An 18,071-nucleotide genomic window follows, 5' to 3' on the forward strand; every position below is an offset into this window, starting at 1 on the left:
CTGCCGGAATCCCGGAGCTGTCAGAAACCCAGGGCCGTCAGGAGCGCGTCCGCCGACGCGGCCCAGGTGTGGGTGGCGGCCAGACCCTCCCGCATCCGCTGCGCCGCCGGGAACTCCGCTTCGATGCCCAGCAGCATCCGGTCGATGGCCCTCGCCCATTCCTTGACGTCGTGGTCGAAGTCGTTGGTGACGGGGACGAGCACCTGGGCGGCCCGCTCCGGGGTGAGCCGCTTCCTGAGCAGTTCGCCGAGTCCGCTGACGTCACTGATCAGCGCGGGCGTGCCCGCCACGATCGCCTCGAGGCCCGCGAGGCCGAAGCCCTCGCCGCGCGACGGCATCAGCAGCAGGCTCGCCCGCTCCATGTCGTCGGCCAGGGTCTCCGCGTCCGTGGTGTAGTGCCGGGGCAGGATCGAGAGCAGCGGACTGCCCGCCCACTCCCTGAGCCGCGCCACCTGCGCCGTCGCGTCGTCCTTGGGCAGCCCGCGGACCACCAGCTCGATCCGGCGCAGATTCTTCTCCTTGCGCCAGCCCGCCACGATGCCGCACGCCCGCGCCGCCAGGTCCACCCCCTTGAGGTGCGCGTCCTCCATCCGCCCCATCACCAGCACCGAGACCGGGCTGCCGCCGGGGATCTTGCGCGGGCTGGGGTCGGCCATGTCGAACCCGGGGTCGAACCGCAGCGGGTCGCGGTCGGTACGGCGGGGCATGGCGCTGGTGTAGGTGTCGTGCAGCCGCGGGCCGACGGCGACCATCCGGTGCGCGGTCCGGCCCAGCTGCACCTCGATTCGCTTGCGGTGCTCGGCGGTCTCCACCGCGTCGTTGTCGCCGTCGGGCTTGTGCCACTCGATCTCGTCCGGGTCCATGTGGACGAAGTGCAGGCGCTTCGGCTTCGGGTCGCCGAAGTAGTCCTCGGCCAGCACGGACGCGGGGTATCCGGTGATACGGCCGTGCCCGATCACCATGTCGAGGGTCACGCCGCGAAGCTCCTCCGGCAGCCGGCTCAGCCGGCTGTGCGCGCCCTCCCCGACCACCTGCGGACGGTGCAGCAGGGTCACCCCCTGCCCGGCGGCCTCCTCGCGCTCGTCCCCGGTCGCCTCCAGCACCATGCAGAACACCCGGACCCCCTCGGCCGCGAGTGCCACGCACAGCCGCTGGTTGAAGGTGCTCAGGCCGCCGTGCGCGGAGCCCCACTCGGTGGCGACGACCAGCGCGGTGCAGCGGTAGGGCGTCGTACGCTCCCGGTCACCGCTGCGGTAGCCGTCCGGGTCCCGCGCGAAGTCCGCGAACTCCCTGGAGAGCAGCCGCAGATCGGTTCCGTTGCGGGTCACGATGCCCAGCTCGACGAGCCGGTCGAGTTCCTGCGAGTTCCCGTGGACCCGCGCACCGCTCGCCAGTTCGCGCAGGAGGTCCGCGCCGCGTGGCGGTGTGTCCTCCTCGTCGATCGAGTCGGTCACCAGGGTGAAGTGGCTGTGGAAGGCGGCCGCCTCCTTGCCGACCGCGGCGGCCACGTCGAGCACACCGGTCTGCTGGTAGTGCGCCATGACCCGGTGGCACAACCGGCCCAGCAGATAGGGGTGCAGCCCGGACAGGGCGTAGAGGTCAGGGACCACGGCGCTCAGGTCGACCTCCGCCTCGCGGGCGCGGTCCACCAGTTCTCCCGCCTCGGCCGCGGTGAACGCCCCGACGTAGAGGCGATCGGTCATGACCTGGTCGAGCCTGGAATCGCCGGTGGCCGTCGTCTCGATCTGCATGACCCGTCGCCGCGAGACGGTCATCAGGCCGACCTTGTACGCGGCCTCGCCGGCGAGCGTCCGCAGCAGCCGGAACCCCGACAGGTCGGCGGCCACGAGCGGGGCGTGGTCGAACTCGTCGAGCACGATCAGTACATGGAGGTCCCGGCGGGCGAGTTCGGTGAAGAACGCGGTGACGTGGCTGTGCAGCTCGAACCAGTCACGTGTCTCCCGCATCGGCCGGTACAGCTCACCCAGCGCGGGGACGTGCGGGAAGACGCCGATCACCTCACGGACGAGCGTGTGGAAGAGGTGGGACATCGAGGGCTGGGCACCCATGCTGATCTGGACCACACCCAGGTCGTCGCGGTCGACTCCCCGCAGCGCGTGATGGACCAGGCTGGTCTTGCCGGCCCGGTAGGACCCGATGACGCTGAGATTCCCCGGCCGTCCCGGCCGACGCCACACCTGCGTGATCCGCCGGGTCAGCTCGGGCCGCTCGACGAAGTGCTCCCCGGTGGGCGGCGGACCTCCGACGAACCGGTACGGGTTCGGTGCGTTCACTCTGTCCTCTCCGACGGGCCGTAGTAGCGCCGCAGCCATGCCTCGTACAGGCCGACGACGATCCGGAAGCCGTTCCCCTGGCGGGTGATGATCTCGCGTGCGGTCAGGTCGTCCAGCAGAGCCTGCGGGAGGTAGCCGGTGTAGTGGCGGTCGATGTCGGACCGGGTCGCCGGGGCGGGCGAGCCGTCGCACGCGTGCGCCACCGCCGCGAGCACCGCCCGTACGTCGTCCGCGGTCCAGGCGGCGTCCATGGTGCCCGGCGACTCCAGGTTGTCGAAGTCGGCCTCCTTCAGGGTGCCCACCAGCCGGTCCGCCACCACGCGCACGTCCGCCTCGGTGACCCGGGCGGCGTGCTCGGTGTTCATATGGGCGACCAGACCGGAGCAGAGCCGCTGGATGTAGAACGGATTGCCGCCGCTCAGCCGGACGATGTCGTCGACCGCGTGGCCCGCGTAACGGCTCACCCCGCCCGCCACCGGCTCCGGCAGCGGCACCGGCTCCTCGATCAGCGCGCGGGCGCCCTTGCCGTCGAGGTAGGTGACCCGCTCGATGCCGAAGACACCGAACGCGTTGGGGTCGGCCGCGATGAGGCGCTCCACGTCGGAGTGGCCGACCAGCACGAGATGGAACAGGCGGCGCTCGACGATCGCCTTGAACGCCCGCATGAAGGACGGCGACAGCAGCCCGTCGCGCACCCACTCCTCCAGGTGCTGGAACTCGTCGATGAACACCACCCACGGCGGCCGCTGCGGCGCCGCCTCGCGGTGGCGGCCGAAAAGGTCACCGAAGTCGAAGACCGGGTCGGGGCTCGCGATCAGCGCCTGCCGGTCGAGGCCGGGCGGCAGCAGCGGCGGGCTGCCGGGCGCGAGGGTCCGCTGCGCGCCCTCCAGGATGCGCCACAGCAGCGCGCCCAGCAGTTGCCGGTCGGCGTCCCCGGTCCGCGGCGGCTCCAGCTCGGCGAGGTTGTGCACGTCCACCACGGGCAGTCCCTCCTCCTCGCTCAGCCTGCGGGCGAGTTGGAGGCGGATGGACGACTTGCCCGCGCGTTTCTGCCCGACGACGGCCACGCCCACACCGGGAGAGGGGGCGTCCCGCAGCCGCGCGCGGATCCGCTCGACCAGCTCGTCGCGACCGTAGAACATGCTCGGGTCGTCCACCGGCCGGCCGGTGGCGCCGTCCGAGAAGGGGTTGGGATCGACAGGTGTGAAGTCGCGGTCCACCGGCAGCGTCAGCGCCCACGGCTCGGCGGCGGTGGGGCGACCGCGCGGCTGGTGATGCAGCGTCACCGTCAGGCCGACGTCGGAGCGGTCACCGCCGTCGTCCGCGAGCGAGAACCGTACGAGGACGGTCGTGTCGCTCCCGCCGCGTACCGCCACCGGCAGGTCGACGCGCTGGGACGCGGGCTCCAGGCGGGCCGGATCGGCGCCGACGTCCAGCCAGCCCGACTCGACCGGCGCGCGGCCCTCCGCGTTGCTCACCCGGAGCTGGACGGTCACGGTGCTGCCGCGCAGCCGCGCCGACGGCAGCGCGGGCGCCACCTCGGGCAGCGGCGCCTGCGCCTTCGCGAGCCGCTGCCGGGCGGTGCGGGCCAGTTCACCGATCCGTACGGCGGCCGGTTCGACCAGCTCCACGCCCAGCGCGGTGGGCGCCCCCGCGACCGCGGCCCGCAGATCCTCCGCGAACCGCTCGGCCGTCCGCAGCGCCGCGTCCTTCGGTTCGAACCGCCACAGGTCCAGGGACGACCGCAGCGCCGCCACCGCGCGGCGCAGGACCTCCACGTCCGCCGCAAGCGGGAAGGGCGCCATCTCCCAACTCCCGGCCAGCCGCTCGTCGGCCTGGCGCAGCGCCTCCTGCTCCAGGTCGAGCCGGGCCAGCCCGGCCAGCCGCTGCGCGATGTCGCGCCGCGTCCGCCGCCAGTCCTCCACCCGGGCGGTCCACGCGTCGGCAGTGGTCTGCGCGCCGGAGCCGTCCATGCGCAGGAACGCCCGCTCGATGTCGCCCAGATACGGATCGTCGCGCAGGCACTGCTGGATCAGCCCGGCGGCGTCCTCGCTGGTGGCCAGCAGCGGCACGAGCGCCTCGAAGGCCGCCGGGTCGTGGCGGTGCCGGTCCGCGTGCACCAGCAGCGCCTCGCGGGTGACGCGGGCCGCGTAACTGCGGTGCTCCGACGGGCCGGGCCGCGGCATCCGCAGATGGACCGAGACGGCCAGAGCCGCCTCCGCCAGGTGGCGCTCCTGCCGGTCCAGGCAGGCCAGGGCGGCCAGGCACAGGTCACGGGCGGAGTCCTGGTTCTGCCGGTTCATCCGCAGCGCGAGCGCGATCAGTCCCCGGAAGCGGTGGCGACTCGCCTCCTGGTCCCGCCCCAGCGCGGTGGCGAGCACTGCCGCCGACAGGTACGCCTCCGCCTCCTCCTGCGGCCACCGCCCTCCCGACGGATCCGTGAACGCACCGGCCTCGCGCAGGACCTCGTCGATGTCGCTCGGAATCAGCGGCACCCCGTCGTCCACCCGCCTCAGCCGGGCACGGGCCGGCTCGGCGTACCGGTCCTCGATGTAGGCCGAGAGCGGGGACGTGCCGCCCAGGAAGGTCCGCACTCCCGCGCGCCCCGCCGAATGTTCGAGCTCGCGCAGCAGCGCCTGCCGCAGCCCGACGTCGACGCGGCTCACCTCGACGCATCTCTCGGCCAGTTCGAGCGCCCGCTCGGTACCCAGGTCGAGGCATGCCTCGACCACCGGGCTCGCGTCGGACTGCGCCGCCCAGAAGAGGATGGTCTGCCGCCAGAACGGATCCTCGATGCGTTCGGTGAGCGTACGCACCGAGCCGCTCTCCAGCCGGATCTGCTCGGCTGCCAGGTACTCCTGCATGCTCCGGTGAGCGAAGGCCACCAGCCCGGGCTCCGGCTCCACCAGGACGCCGCTGGCGATCATGGAGTCGACGATGTCCCATCTGACGGGGATCTCGATCCCCCGGGCCACGGTGTGTCTCTGCTCCATCATCGCGAGGGCGATCAGTTGGGCGCGGCGGCGGCTCTCGCTGGGATGGAGGGCGCCGCGTTCCGACGACCACGCGGCGCGCTGCCGCCGCTCCAGGAGCTCGTCCAGGATCTCGCGGTAGACCTCGGACATCGACGGAAGCACGCTCCGGCGGCGGGTGAAGGCGTCCACGACGACGCTGAGCATCAACGGATTGGACGTCAGGTCCCGGAGCGGCTCCTGGCGCATCATCCGGTCCAGCGCCGGCGCGGCGACGCTCGCGAGCCACTCGTCGACGGTCGTCGCGGCACCCTCGGGTGAGGCATGGGAGACGATCTCGCGCTGGACGTAGGTGTCGATCTGCGCCGCCGTCAGCGGACTGATCCGGACGACCGCGGCGTCGGGCAAGCCGCCCGTGGGGTCGCGGATCCGGCGGGAGACGATCACCCAGGTGTAGCGGGGGTGCGCGGCGATCTCCCGCCGGAGCCAGCCGACGACCCGGGCGCGGTCGTTCTCGTCGGGGATGTCGTCGATGCCGTCCACCAGCACCACGCACGGGGTCCTGACGAGCAGTCGGCTCACCCGGAGGGATGCGCGGAAAGCCCGGGTCCAGGGTGTGTGGGTGGCGACGTCGGTGAACCGTGTCCTCGCGCCGTGGACGATCTCCTGGGCGTGCGCCGGAAGGTCGAGCAGCAGGGGGATCGGGCGGCGGGTGGTGCCCAGCGCCCGCCTGCCGAGGGTGCGCGCGACATGGCGCAGCAGACTGCTCTTGCCGGATCCCGGCGCCCCCAGGACGACCAGCACCCCGCCGCGCGCCGGGAGCAGTATGTCGACGGGATCCACCGTCATCCGCGGGGGCCGGTCGGCGCCCGGCCGGTACGCGGCCTCGTACCGGGGTTCCAGCGTCAGTCCGAGGTAGTCCTCCGCCTCCAGGCGCCGGGACCGGATGCCCAGCGCGCGCCGGTCGTCGATGATCTGCCGCGCGACCGCCCGCTCGGCCTCGGCGATCCGCGCCAGCCTGCGGCCGAGGATGGAGCCGACCGCCAGTAACACGACCGTGACAAAGATCAGGACGGTCATCGTCGGACCCGCCCATAACACCGCGTGCACCAGCCCCCCTTGCCCCTCCCTCGCGTCAGTCGGCCCGCGCGGCCGGCGTGAACGCCGCCTCGGACTCGTCGCGTTCGAGGCTCGTGCCCAGGTGACCGTAGGTGGCGATGCCCGCGACCTTGATCACCAGGCAGAAGCGGTCGACCGAGGCGACGGACTCCCTCAGCTCGCGGTGGGCGCGCTTGAGGAAGGCGATCGCCGCGCGGTTGGCCGTCGCGCTCTGCCCGCAGATCAGGATGACGGAGGCGGTGGCCTCTGTGGGGCGGAACTTCACGACAAGTGCGTATTCCTGGTCGCCGCGCCGGTAGCGGTACGTCCGCCCGCCGACGGTGAACGCGACGCTGTCGGGGCCGGTGCCATAGGGGTGGATGGCGACCCCGGGGACGTAGGCGGCGAGGTGGCCGCCGGTGCGGAGGTTGGAGCCGCCGAGCGGGCCGCCGACGCAGAACTCGGTGCGGTCGCCGTTGCTGCCCTGGAACTCGTCGCTGGAGGTCACGGAGACCTCGCAGCCCAACTCACCCGCCAGGGTGGCGATCTCGATCATCGCCTGGACGTCCTGGTGGGCGGCGCTGCGCGGGGAGTCGTGCTTGCTGTTCATGACGATCAGGCAGGGACGGCCGGGTTCCGTGCCGAAGAAGCGGGCCTTGCGGGCGAGGGCCCGCCCCCGCTTGCCGCGTTCCCAGAGCCAGACCAGACCGCCGCTGATGACGCTGGTCGCCAGCCCGATCACGATGTTCACGATCACCGACATGATCGCCCCCCTGCGCCGTCCGCCGGGCGGACGCAGCCCGGGCCGGGCGCCAGTCTGCCATCCGCGCGGGCCGGTCCGGCCCCCGTACCGGATCAGCGCCGCGGGCCCCGGAAGCGGGAGGGGCCGGGGCCCGCGGATACCGGGCGGAAGCCCGGGTCTGTGGAGGGCGGCGTGTGCGGTGCGCGCCCCGGGGTCACTTGACCGACCCCGCCATCACCCCCTCGACGAAGTGCCGTTGGAAGGCGAAGAAGACCGCCAGCGGGACGAGCAGGGAGAGGAAGGCGCCCGGCGCGAGGATGTCGATGTTCGAGCCGAACTGCCGCATCTGGGACTGGAGGGCCACCGTCAGCGGCTGCGAGCCGCTGTCGGCGAAGATCAGTCCGACCAGCAGGTCGTTCCAGACCCAGAGGAACTGGAAGATCGCCAGGCTCGCCAGTGCCGGGCGGCCGACCGGGAGCACCACCCGCAGGAAGATCGTCCACTCGCTGCCGCCGTCCATGCGCGCCGCTTCCAGCATCTCCCGCGGGATCTCCGCGAAGTAGTTGCGCAGCAGGAAGACGGCGAAGGGCAGTCCGTACGCGACGTGGAAGAGCACCACGCCGGTGATCGAGCCGAAGATGCCGAGCGTGCCGAACAGCTTGGCCACCGGCAGCAGACCGACCTGCAGCGGCACCACGAGCAGGCCCACGACCACCAGGAAGATCCAGTCGCGGCCGGGGAACCGGAGCCAGGCGAAGGCGTATCCGGCGAGTGCGGCCAGCACGACCACCGCGAAGGTGGTCGGCACCGAGATCATCACCGTGTTCCAGAACGACTGCGTGATGCTGCTGTCGTCCAGCAGGTGCGAGTAGTTGCTGAAGCCGAGGCTGCCCGGGTGGCTCAGCGCCGTCCACCAGCCGCTGTCGGCGTTGTCCCCCGACGGGCGCAGCGAGGAGATGAACAGGCCGACGGTGGGCGTGAGCCAGACGAGGGCGACGACCACCAGCAGGGCCTGGGTGATGCCGCTGCCCAGCAGGCGTGTCAGGCCCCGGCTGCTGCGGGTTCGACCGGTCATGAGCCGCTCCTGCGGAAGCGTCGGATGTTGAGGACCATCGCGGGGACCACGAGCAGCAGCAAGACCACACCGATCGCGCTGCCCAGCCCCTGGTTGTTGCCGCCGCCGAACGACACCAGCCACATCTGCAGGGCCAGTACGTTGGCGTTCTGCTGCACCGGGCCCGGGGCGATGATGTAGACGAGGTCGAACACCTTCATCACGTTGATGACGAGGGTGACGAAGACGACGCTCAGCACCGGGGTGAGCAGCGGGACGGTGATCCTGCGGAAGAGCTGCCACTCGTTGGCGCCGTCGATCCTGGCGGCCTCCAGCGTCTCGGTCGGCAGCGCGGACAGCCCGGCGCCGATCAGCACCATCGCGAAGCCGGTCCAGATCCACAGGTAGGCGGCCATGATGGCGGGCGTGACGAGCGCGGGGCCCAGCCAGGAGACGCCCCCGTACGGCTGCGCGAAGTTCTTCGCGGGCAGCTCCACCCGGTAACTGCCGGACGGCAGGCCGGAGAAGCGGAAGGAGCCGTCCGGCGCGGACTTGGCGCTGGCCACGGTGTGCGTGCCACCGCTGCCGTTGCTCTGCGTCAGCTTGACGGTGACACCCGGCAGCCCGTGCTCCTGCGGGTCGACCTTGTCGGGCGTGCCGCCCCCGCCGGGGACGAAGTCCAGGAAGACCGTGCCCGTGATGTCGCCGGGCCGCGCCAGGGAGGCGGGATCGGCGGCGTGCCGCGCGCTCTTGGGCACGTCCTTGGGCGGCAGTCCGACCAGCCCGAGGGCCACGGTGTCGCCGGGACTCGCGGCGCCGACGGTGGTGTAGCCGCCGCCGCTGGTCCTGTGCAGCACCTTGGTGTCGCGCGGACGCGCGGCCGGGTACGGGGAGCTGCCCGCGAAGGTGTCGTGGGCCTCGACGGCGATCGCGTTCAGCACGCCCTGGTGCGGGTCCTGGTCGTAGACCAGCCGGAAGGTGATCCCGGCGGCCAGGAAGGAGACCGCCATCGGCATGAAGACCACGAGCTTGAACGCGGTCGCCCAGCGCACCCGGTGGGTGAGGACGGCCAGGATCAGCCCGACACCGGTCAGCAGGGCGGGGACGACCAGCACCCAGACCGCGGTGTTGCGCAGGGCGGTGCGGGTCGACGGGTCGTCGAACAGCTCGCGGTAGTTGTCGATGCCGACGAACTTGCCGCCGCCGGCGTCGAACAGGCTGCGGACGACCGAGTAGACGACGGGGTAGCCGACGAGCGCGCCGACCAGGGTGAGGGCGGGCAGGGCGAAGAGGACGGCTATGGTCCGCTGCCGCCGGCGCCGACGCCGGCGGGACACCGGCGTCGGCGCCGCCCGTGAGGGCAACGTGGGGAGTACGGCGGTCATGACGGCGCCTCAGCCCTTGTACGCCTTGACGGCGGCGGCTTCCAGCTGGGCTGCGGTGCGGGTCGGGTTGGACGGGTCGCGCAGGAAGTCCTGGAGGATCTTCCACTCGCCGGTGCCCTGCGTGCCGCCGAAGGCCGCGGGCGTCTGGTCGGACATGTCGAAGCGGACTCCGTCACCGGCGCCGACGATGGACGCCGCGGCCTGCCGCAGTGTGGGGTCGGTGTACGCCGACGGCGCGACCTGCTTGTTGGGGGAGAGGAAACCGCCCGCCTTCGCCCACACGCTCGCAGCCTCCGGCGTGGCCAGGAACTCGACGAACCGCATGGCCGTCGCCGAGTCCTTGCCCGCCTTGAGGACGACCGCGGCGTCACCGCCGCCGACGACCGGCTTGGGGCCGTTGTCCACCGAGGGGAAGGGGAAGAACTTGGCGTCGGTGCCGACCTTCTTCTTCAGGTCGGTGATGTTGCCGCTGACGAAGTCGCCCTCGTACGTCATCGCCGCCTTCGGGCTGTCACCGAAGACCTCCTGGACCGACTTGGGGAAGTCGGTGTGCAGGGCGCCGGTGCGGCCGCCGGCGATCAGCGAGTCCTGCCCGAAGAGCTGGGCCAGCGTGGTGAGCGCCTTGACCACGGTCGGGTCGGTCCAGGGGATCGTGTGGTGGGCGAGCTTGTCGTAGTTGTCGGGGCCCGCCTGGGAGAGGTAGATGTTCTCGAACCAGTCGGTCAGCGGCCAGCCGTCCTGCCCGCCGATGGAGAAGGCGGCGGTGCCGGAGTCGGAGACGGTCTTGGCGTCGGTGAGCATCTGCGCGTAGGTGCTGGGCGGGGTGACCCCGGCGTTGTCCAGCGCCTTGGGGTCGTACCAGACGGTCGACTTGTCGGACGCCTTGAAGTACAGGCCGTAGTAGGTGTTGTTCACCGTGCCGAAGTCCCGCCACGCCTTGGCGTAGTTGGCGCTCGCGCTGCCGGTCGCGGTGGGCGACAGCGGCAGCAGCCAGCCCTTCTGCGCGAACTGCTGGAGGACGCCGACCTGCGGCACCATGTCGACGTCCGGCGCGTCGCCGCCCGCGACCTTGCTGCCGACGACGGTGGAGTTGTTGTCACCGGTGGACATGTACTGCACCTTGGCGCCGGTCTTCTTGCTGAAGGCGTCCAGCACCTTCATGAAGTTCTGCTGTTCCTCGCCGGTCCACACCGCGGCGACGGTGATGGTGTGTCCCTTGAGGTCCTGGCCGCCCGGCTTGGCGGTGGAGTCGGACTTGCCGCTTCCTCCGCAGGCGGTGGTGGCCAGGGCCAGCCCGCACAGGGTGGCGGCGGCGGTGAGCTTGTGCTTCATAGGAGAGTTCCCCTCATCTGGGTCACGCGGGACGGGTCAGGCGGACGGGGTGGGCGTGGCGGTGGCGGTGGTGGTGTTGCCGGTGACAGTGGTGCAGTCGGTGGCCCACCAGGCGGCGGTGTTGCCGGGCAGCAGGCCGGGCTGGACGGGGCCGCTGGAGAGCAGCGGAAGGGTGAGCAGCGGCGCGGGCACCGGGTCCTCGCCGAAGTTGACTGCGCACAGCAGCCCGTCGCCGCGGGCGAAGACCAGCACGTCGGGCGGCGAGTCGATCCAGGTCAGCGAACCCTCGCCGAGCTGCGGCAGCTTGTCGCGCAGCATCAGGGCGTCGCGGTAGAGGTGCCAGAAGGACCCGGTGTCCTGGAGCGCCCGGTCGGTGGTGTGCTCGGCGAACCAGGCGGGCTGCGGCAGCCACGGCTGCGCGGTGCTGCCCTGCGCGGTGAAGCCGAAGGGCGAGGCGTGCCCGGACCACGGCATCGGCACCCGGCAGCCGTCCCGGACGTACCGGCGGCTGCCGGTACGGCGGAAGATGGGGTCGGTGAGCGCCTCGTCCGGCAGGTCGACGACCTCGGGCAGGCCGAGCTCCTCGCCCTGGTAGACATACGCCGCTCCGGGCAGCGCCAGCATCAGCAGCGCCGCGGCGCGCGCCCTGGTCGCACCGAAGACACCGGTCTCGCCGCCGTACCGGGTCACGGTCCGCACCTGGTCGTGGTTGTTGAGCACCCAGGTGACGGTCGAGCCGGTGCCCGCGATGTCGCGCAGCGCCTCGCCGATGGTCTTGCGGAAGGCGCCGGCGTTCCACGGCGCGCTGAGCAGGTGGAAGAAGAACGCCTGGTGCAGTTCGTCGGCGCGGACGTAGCGGGACTGGTCGGCGGCGGTCGGCACCGACACCTCGCCGACCAGCAGCCGGTCCCGGCCGTCGCGCGCGGTGTACTCCTCGCAGATCGCCCGCCAGCGGCGCCAGACACCGTGCACCTCGGGCTGGTTCCAGGCCAGCGGGTTGACCGAGTCGCGGCTGCGCTCGTCGGCCTCGGGGTCGGTGGAGTCGGGGAGCGCGGGGTGCTTGAAGAGGCCGGCGGCCACGTCGATACGGAAGCCGTCGACACCGCGGTCCAGCCAGAACCGCAGCACCTGCTCGAAGTGGCGCGGCACCCGCGGGTCACGCCAGTTGAGGTCGGGCTGCTCCGGCGTGAAGAGGTGGAGGTACCACTGGCCGGGGCTGCCGTCGGGCTCGGTGACCCGCGACCAGGCGGGCCCGCCGAACATCGCCCGCCAGTTGTTCGGCGGCTCGTCGCCACCGGGGCCGCGGCCGTCGGCGAAGTGGAACATCGCCCGCTCCGGGCTGCCAGGACCGCCGGTCAGCGCGGCCGTGAACCACGGGTGGGCCGCCGAGCAGTGGTTCGGCACGATGTCGATGACCGTCCGCAGACCCAGCCGGTGCGCGTCGGCGACCAGCCCGTCGAACTCCTGGAGGTCACCGAAGACCGGGTCGACGTCCTGGTAGTCGGCCACGTCGTAGCCGTGGTCGTGCTGCGGTGAGGGGTAGAAGGGGCTCAGCCAGATGCCGTCCACGCCGAGTTTGCGCAGGTAGGGCAGGCCGACCCGGACCCCGGCGAGGTCACCCACGCCGTCGCCGGTGCTGTCCAGGAAGCTGCGGACGTAGACCTGGTAGAGCACCGCGTCGCGCCACCACGGGCGGTCGCGGCCACCGGGCGGCGCGGTCGCCGACCCGGGAGGTTCTTCCGCCGGGGAAATCGTGAACACCGTTCACCGTCCATGCACACGGGCGCACGAACGACGTCGGGCGCGATGGGGCTGAGAGCTGCGGGGAGCCGCGGGAGGTGCGCGGGGACGTCGTGTGGGGGCCGCGTCTGCGCTGGTGCACGCTGGCGTCGAAGCGCCGCCTTGCGTAGTTACATGTTAAGTATCGGCGCTCGACATATGTCAACCAGGTTGCGGCAACGTGACATATCCATGACCTGATTTGTCATGGTTTGGGCCATAAATTGGGCCGTGCAAGAGGGGGTCAGTTACTTAACAAGTAACTAGAATGAGCTCAGGGAGGCGCCGACGCTCAGCGTCCGGCGACGATCTCCCGCAGGTCGCGGTTGAGCGTGGCGATGGCCTGGTCGGGCGTGATCCGCCCGTTCAGCGCGTCGCTGGTGACCGCGGCCACGGCCAGGCTCACCTGGTCGTAGCGGGCGCTCTTGGGCCGCGGCTTCGCGGACTCGACGCTCTGCCGCAGGATCGGCAGATAGGGGAACTCATGCAGCAGCGCGGGATCGGTGTACAGCCCGGCGCGGACCGGCGGCAGCGAGCCGCGGGCCAGCACCTGGCGCTGTGCCTGCTCGCTCATCAGGTACGCCAGCAGGTCGGCGGCGGTCCGCGGGTGGCGGGAGTGCGCGTTCACGGCCAGGTTGGAGCCGCCCAGCACACTGGACCCGGGCAGCGGCACCACGCCGAACCGGCCCGCCACCTTGGACCCGGCGGCGCCCGCGGAGTCGTACACGTACGGCCAGTTGCGCAGGAAGAGCAGCTTGCCCTGCTCGAACGCCGCCCGGGACTCCTCCTCCTTGTACGTCAGCGCCGCCTTCGGGATCCAGCCCTGCCGGACCCCGCTGACCAGGAAGTCCAGGCCCTGCCGCGCCGCGTCGGAGTCGACGGTCACCTTCTCGCCGTCGCCGGCGAGGATCGAGCCGCCCGCCGACTGCACGGCCTCGGACAGGTTGACGGTCAGCCCCTCGTACGGGAACAACTGCCCCGCGTAGCCGCCCACTCCGTACCGGGGCGCGATGGTGGCGGCGTCCTTCGCCAACTCCGCCCAGGTGTGAGGCGGTTGCACGCCCGCCCGGGCCAGCAGGTCCTTGCGGTAGTACAGCAGGCCCGCGTTGGTGACGTAGGGGGCCGCGTACAGCCTGCCGCGGAAGGTGGCGGTGTCCAGGACGTGCGGCAGCAGGCTGCCCAGCGGCAGTCCGCGCCCGTCGACCGGGGCGATCCAGCCCGAACCGGCGAACTCCGAGGTCCAGGCCACGTCGATGTTGAGCACGTCGAAACGCGCGCTGCCCGAGCGCAGGCTGTCGACCATCTGCGCGTGCACGTCGTCGGCCGCCTCCGGCAGCTGCACGAGCGTGACCCGCTCCGCGGGGTGCGCCCGGTTCCAGCCGTCGAGCAGCGGCTGCAGGTAGCCGGTCAGGTCCTTGCCGGTGACGAAGGTGATCGGACCGCGGTCACTGGTTGTGGCGGCCGGGGTGGCCACCGCTCCCGCGGGCATGGCGAAAAGGAGTGCCACGACGGCGAGCCACCTCGCGGCGGCGCGACCACACCCCATCCGATCCTCCCCGGCTGTGCCAGGCATGGGGTACTACACCCCGGAAGGTCATATATACATGTTGAGCATGGAGGAGACCAGGCTCTGCGCAAGGTAACCCCCGCGGCCTGCGAATGAGAGACTATGAGCTTCCCCCGCGGTCATGCCGAGGTCCTCTAACGGGCAGGTAGACCGGAGAAGCGAGGACAGTCGGTAAGGAGAGTCCTGTGCGCCTTCCTCTGCTGGCCCTTCTCGCCAAGGGGCCCGCGCACGGGTACGAGCTCAAGCAGTCCCTTGAGAAGCTCTTCGGGGCGGCCTATCCTCAGCCGAACGTCGGGCAGATCTACGTCACCCTCGGGCGGCTGGAGAAGTCGGGGCTCATCTCGGGCCAGGACGTGAACCAGTCCAACCGGCCGAACAAGCGTATCTTCGAGCTCACACAGGCAGGCCACGAGGCGGTCGCCGCGTGGTTCGAGGAGGCGTCCGACGAGCCGCGGGTGCGCGACGAGTTCTTCATGAAGCTCGCGCTGGCACCGGAGACGGGCATGGCGGACGCCGTAGGGCTGATCAACCGGCAGCGCCGCCACTACCTCAACCTGGTGCGCGCGCTCAACCGGCTGGCCGCCGCCGAAGACCAGGACAACCGTATCTCCCAACTGCTCATCGAAGGTGCGCTGCTCCATCTGCAGGCGGACCTCGACTGGCTGGAGCGCTGCCAGGAGGAACTGGAATGAAGCAGGCACAGCCCGCAGGGGCCGCGGCGGTGGCCGTCGAGAGACTGCTCAAGACCTACCAGCAGGACAGCGGCGGCGCGGTCCGCGCCGTCCGCGGTGTCGACCTGAGCATCCGCCCGGGGGAGTTCGTCGCGGTCACCGGCCCGTCGGGGGCGGGCAAGTCCACACTGCTGCACCTGCTCGGCGGGCTGGTACGCCCCGACAGCGGGACGATCACGCTCGACGGCCGCCGGGTCGACGGGCTGAGCGAGGCCCGCTGGGCGGTGCTGCGAAGACGCCATATCGGCATCGTCTTCCAGCTCTTCAACCTCATATCCACCCTCACCGTCGCGGACAACATCGAACTCCAGGGCCTGCTGGCCGGGCGCTCACCGCGCCAGGTGCGGGCCGCCCGGGAGGAACTGCTGGCCGAACTGGGCCTGGAGGGCCGCGAGGAGAGCACCCCGGCCGACCTCTCCGGCGGAGAGCGGCAGCGGGTCGCGCTGGCCCGGGCACTGATCAACCAGCCCAGCCTGCTGCTCGCCGACGAGCCCACCGGCAGCCTCGACAGCAAGGGCACCCGCGAGGTGCTGCGGCTGCTCGCCCGCTACCACCGCCGCGGCCAGACGATCCTGCTGGTCACCCATGACGCGAGCGTGGCCGCCACCGCGGACCGGGTGATCACCCTCTTCGACGGCGAGGTCGTCGACGACGCCTCGTTCGAGGACAGCCCCGCGCACACCGCGGCCGCCGCCCACGTCGTGAAGCTGATGGGCTGAGCCGGTGCGTGCCGCCATCCGCTGGGCCGGAGCCGATCTGCGCACCCACCGAGGGCAGGCGCTGTCGATCGTGCTGGCCACCGTCGGGATCACCGTGGCCCTGCTGCTGTCGGTCTCCCTGCTCTCCTACGCGGCCGACCCCTGGCAGCGGCTGTTCACCGAGACCCAGGGCGCCCATGTGTGGCTGCGGACCACCGCGACCGCCGACACCGCGTTCCTCAGCGCGCTCGACGGGGTCACCGCCACCGCGGGCCCGTACCGCACGGTCTCGCTCACCGCGCTGCACGGCGTCGACAAGGCCGCGCTGGAACTGCGCGCCGCCCAGTCGCAGGAGCCCACCGTGGGCCGCCCCCGGCTCACCGACGGCCGCTGGCTCGACGGCCGCGCGGACGACGGCGTGGTCCTGGAGGAGTCGGTCGCCGCCGCCCTGTGGGCCCGGCCGGGGGACACGCTGACCGTACGGGTCGGCGGTACGGACCGGTCGCTGCCGGTGGTGGGGGTGGCGGAGACCGCGGAGTCGCCGTACGCACCGGGGGAGACCCCGGGCGCGGCCTGGGCGCCGCCCTCGGTGGTCGCGGCGCTGAGCACCGGGAGCGGTGAGCCGGGGCAGACGATGGGCCTGCGGGTGGCCAACCCCGCCGACACGCAGTTCGTGGTCCAGCGGGCCGTGACCGTGCTCGGCGCCGCGCAGGTCGTGAACGTCTCCACCTGGCGGGACGCCCGTACCGACGCCGAGGGGGACAACCACCTGCTGGGCGTGCTCATCGGGTTCTTCGGCCTCGGCGCGCTGCTGGCCGCCGCGCTGGCCGTCACCGGCGCCGCGGGCACCCGGGTGCTGGCCCAGAGCCGGGACATCTCGATCCTGAAGGCCATCGGCTTCACGCCCGCCCAGGTGGTCGCGGCCTACCTCGTCCAGCATGTCTCGCTGGCCGTGGTGGGCGTGCTCCTCGGTGCGGCGATCACCGAGTGGATCGGCCCGCTGGTGCCGGGGGTGCTCGGCGAGGCCGTCTCCCTCTGGCAGACACTGCCGCAGCACGCCTGGTCGCTGCCGGTGACCTCGCTCGGCACGGTGTTCGTCATCGCCTGCGGCACCGTACTGGCCGCGTGGCGGGCCGGCCGGCTCCCCGCGGTCCCGCTGGCCCGGGTGCAGGCCGCGGGGAGGCGCCGGATGTCCAGCGCCGCCCGGATCGCGCTGCGGCTGCGTACCCCGCCGTCGCTGGTCCTCGGGTGGCGCGGGGTGATCAACCGCCCGGTGCGGTCGGCCGGTACCGCGCTGCGGCTCGCCCTGTCGGTGCTGATGATCACCGTGGCGCTCGGCACCTGGGCCACCCTGAACCGCTTCGAGCACGAGCCGACCCGGGTCGGTCTCGCGGGCACCCTGACCGCCCGGCCCACCTCGCTGGACGACGGCGCCGCCCAGCGGCTGCTCTCCGCCTCCCCGGGTGTCGCCGCCGTCTACCCGCAGGTCGAACTGGACGCCCTCGCGCCGGGGCAGACCGGCACCGTGACCCTGCGCGGCGTCGGGACCGCGGCGCAGCCGTATCCGTACGCCATCGCCTCAGGGCGGGCGCCCAGCGGTGACGACGAGGCGGTCGCCGGGCAGGGACTGCTCGACACCCTCCATCTGTCGGTGGGCCAGTGGACCCGGCTCACCGTGGGCGGCACCCCGCACATCCTGCACATCGTCGGCCGCAGCATCGAGACGGGCCACGAGGGCGTCGTGATCTCCACGTCCTTCGACACCCTCCGCGCCCAGGACGCCTCGGTGCTGCCCGACTCGTACACCCTGCGACTGCGCGACGGCGTGCGCGCCGACACCGTCCGCGCCGATCTGGCCGCCGCCTCGCACGGGCGGCTGGAGGTACGCAGCATCGCCAACCCGGCGGTGGCGCTGGCCCCGGCGCGCGGGGTGATCGTCGGCCTGATCCTCGTCCTGGGCCTCATCGGCCTGGCCGAACTCCTCACCGCGGTCGCCTCCGAGATCCGCGACCACTCGCGGGACCTGGGGGCGTACCGGGCCGTCGGGCTGACACCCCACCAGACGATCATGACGATGACGGCGAGTGTGGGGCTGATCGTGCTGGCCGCCGCGGTGACCGGGACGGTGGTCGGTGGCGTCGTCTCGGACTGGCTGATCGACCTCCAGGGCCGCTCCAGCGGCGTCGGCGCGGGCATCGCCCGCACCCCGGCGCCCGCGGTCGCGCTCGCCGTCGTCGCCCTGGCCGTGGCGGGCGCGGTCCTGGTCAGCCTGCCCCTGGCCGCCCGGGTGGTCCGCGAACGCGACTGGCGGGACGCGATCCACGCCGAATAGCCGCCTGCGGCGGGCTATGACGGAAGCGGCGCTGCCGCGTGCCGCGTGCCGCGTGCCGCGTGCCGCGTGCCGCGTGCCGCGTGCCGC

General features: G+C 72.2%; 11 protein-coding genes. 3 read left to right on the top strand and 8 right to left on the bottom strand.

The genetic code is table 11. From position 1 onward, the window contains the following. Window positions 1-20: 20 nt before the first annotated feature. The 8 genes from AB0M29_RS32095 to AB0M29_RS32130 form a co-directional block, all read right to left on the bottom strand. Window positions 21-2,294 (bottom strand): glycosyltransferase, encoded by a 2,274-nt coding sequence (locus tag AB0M29_RS32095; protein WP_365389060.1) that lies wholly within the window; start codon window positions 2,292-2,294, stop codon window positions 21-23. After that, the gene (locus tag AB0M29_RS32100; RefSeq protein WP_365389063.1) at window positions 2,291-6,376 is read right to left on the bottom strand and encodes an AAA family ATPase; all 4,086 of its coding nucleotides are present in this window, start codon (window positions 6,374-6,376) and stop codon (window positions 2,291-2,293) included. The genes AB0M29_RS32095 and AB0M29_RS32100 overlap by 4 nt, the downstream gene beginning before the upstream one ends. Before the next feature lie 25 nt (window positions 6,377-6,401). Beyond that, window positions 6,402-7,127 carry a hypothetical protein gene (locus AB0M29_RS32105; protein WP_365389065.1) on the bottom strand — a complete coding sequence of 242 codons (726 nt, stop codon included), beginning with the start codon at window positions 7,125-7,127 and terminating at the stop codon, window positions 6,402-6,404. A gap of 193 nt (window positions 7,128-7,320) precedes the next feature. Beyond that, complete coding sequence (locus tag AB0M29_RS32110; RefSeq protein ID WP_365389067.1) at window positions 7,321-8,181, bottom strand: carbohydrate ABC transporter permease; 861 nt, start codon at window positions 8,179-8,181, stop codon at window positions 7,321-7,323. After that, window positions 8,178-9,545: an ABC transporter permease subunit gene (locus AB0M29_RS32115; protein WP_365389069.1), complete on the bottom strand. Its 1,368-nt coding sequence runs from the start codon at window positions 9,543-9,545 to the stop codon at window positions 8,178-8,180. Before AB0M29_RS32115 ends, AB0M29_RS32110 begins: the two co-directional genes overlap by 4 nt. A 9-nt stretch (window positions 9,546-9,554) precedes the next feature. Next, window positions 9,555-10,877 (bottom strand): ABC transporter substrate-binding protein, encoded by a 1,323-nt coding sequence (locus AB0M29_RS32120; protein ID WP_365389071.1) that lies wholly within the window; start codon window positions 10,875-10,877, stop codon window positions 9,555-9,557. A gap of 36 nt (window positions 10,878-10,913) precedes the next feature. Beyond that, on the bottom strand, window positions 10,914-12,638 hold the full coding sequence (locus AB0M29_RS32125; protein WP_365389073.1) for a glycoside hydrolase family 13 protein: 1,725 nt from the start codon (window positions 12,636-12,638) through the stop codon (window positions 10,914-10,916). Window positions 12,639-12,948: 310 nt separating this feature from the next. Beyond that, on the bottom strand, window positions 12,949-14,145 hold the full coding sequence (locus AB0M29_RS32130; protein WP_365389090.1) for an ABC transporter substrate-binding protein: 1,197 nt from the start codon (window positions 14,143-14,145) through the stop codon (window positions 12,949-12,951). Window positions 14,146-14,408: 263 nt separating this feature from the next. On the opposite strand from AB0M29_RS32130, the gene AB0M29_RS32135 reads away from it, so the two are divergent. From AB0M29_RS32135 to AB0M29_RS32145, 3 genes are read left to right on the top strand one after another with little or no spacing between them, the layout of a single operon-like run. Beyond that, window positions 14,409-14,915: a PadR family transcriptional regulator gene (locus AB0M29_RS32135; protein ID WP_365389076.1), complete on the top strand. Its 507-nt coding sequence runs from the start codon at window positions 14,409-14,411 to the stop codon at window positions 14,913-14,915. Next, window positions 14,912-15,673: an ABC transporter ATP-binding protein gene (locus AB0M29_RS32140; RefSeq protein ID WP_365389078.1), complete on the top strand. Its 762-nt coding sequence runs from the start codon at window positions 14,912-14,914 to the stop codon at window positions 15,671-15,673. Before AB0M29_RS32135 ends, AB0M29_RS32140 begins: the two co-directional genes overlap by 4 nt. 4 nt (window positions 15,674-15,677) lie before the next feature. Further along, window positions 15,678-17,984 carry an FtsX-like permease family protein gene (locus tag AB0M29_RS32145; protein WP_365389080.1) on the top strand — a complete coding sequence of 769 codons (2,307 nt, stop codon included), beginning with the start codon at window positions 15,678-15,680 and terminating at the stop codon, window positions 17,982-17,984. Window positions 17,985-18,071: the final 87 nt, after the last annotated feature.

Origin of the sequence: Streptomyces sp. NPDC051976 (genome assembly GCF_040680795.1) — a bacterium.
Lineage (GTDB): Bacteria > Actinomycetota > Actinomycetes > Streptomycetales > Streptomycetaceae > Actinacidiphila.

Bases quoted from the DNA above. Each gene is read 5' to 3' on its own strand.
- AB0M29_RS32120 (WP_365389071.1), bottom strand. From the start codon at position 10,877: ATGAAGCACAAGCTCACCGCCGCCGCCACCCTGTGCGGGCTGGCCCTG.
- AB0M29_RS32105 (WP_365389065.1), bottom strand. From the start codon at position 7,127: ATGTCGGTGATCGTGAACATCGTGATCGGGCTGGCGACCAGCGTCATC.
- AB0M29_RS32115 (WP_365389069.1), bottom strand. From the start codon at position 9,545: ATGACCGCCGTACTCCCCACGTTGCCCTCACGGGCGGCGCCGACGCCG.
- AB0M29_RS32110 (WP_365389067.1), bottom strand. From the start codon at position 8,181: ATGACCGGTCGAACCCGCAGCAGCCGGGGCCTGACACGCCTGCTGGGC.
- AB0M29_RS32140 (WP_365389078.1), top strand. From the start codon at position 14,912: ATGAAGCAGGCACAGCCCGCAGGGGCCGCGGCGGTGGCCGTCGAGAGA.
- AB0M29_RS32130 (WP_365389090.1), bottom strand. From the start codon at position 14,145: ATGCCCGCGGGAGCGGTGGCCACCCCGGCCGCCACAACCAGTGACCGC.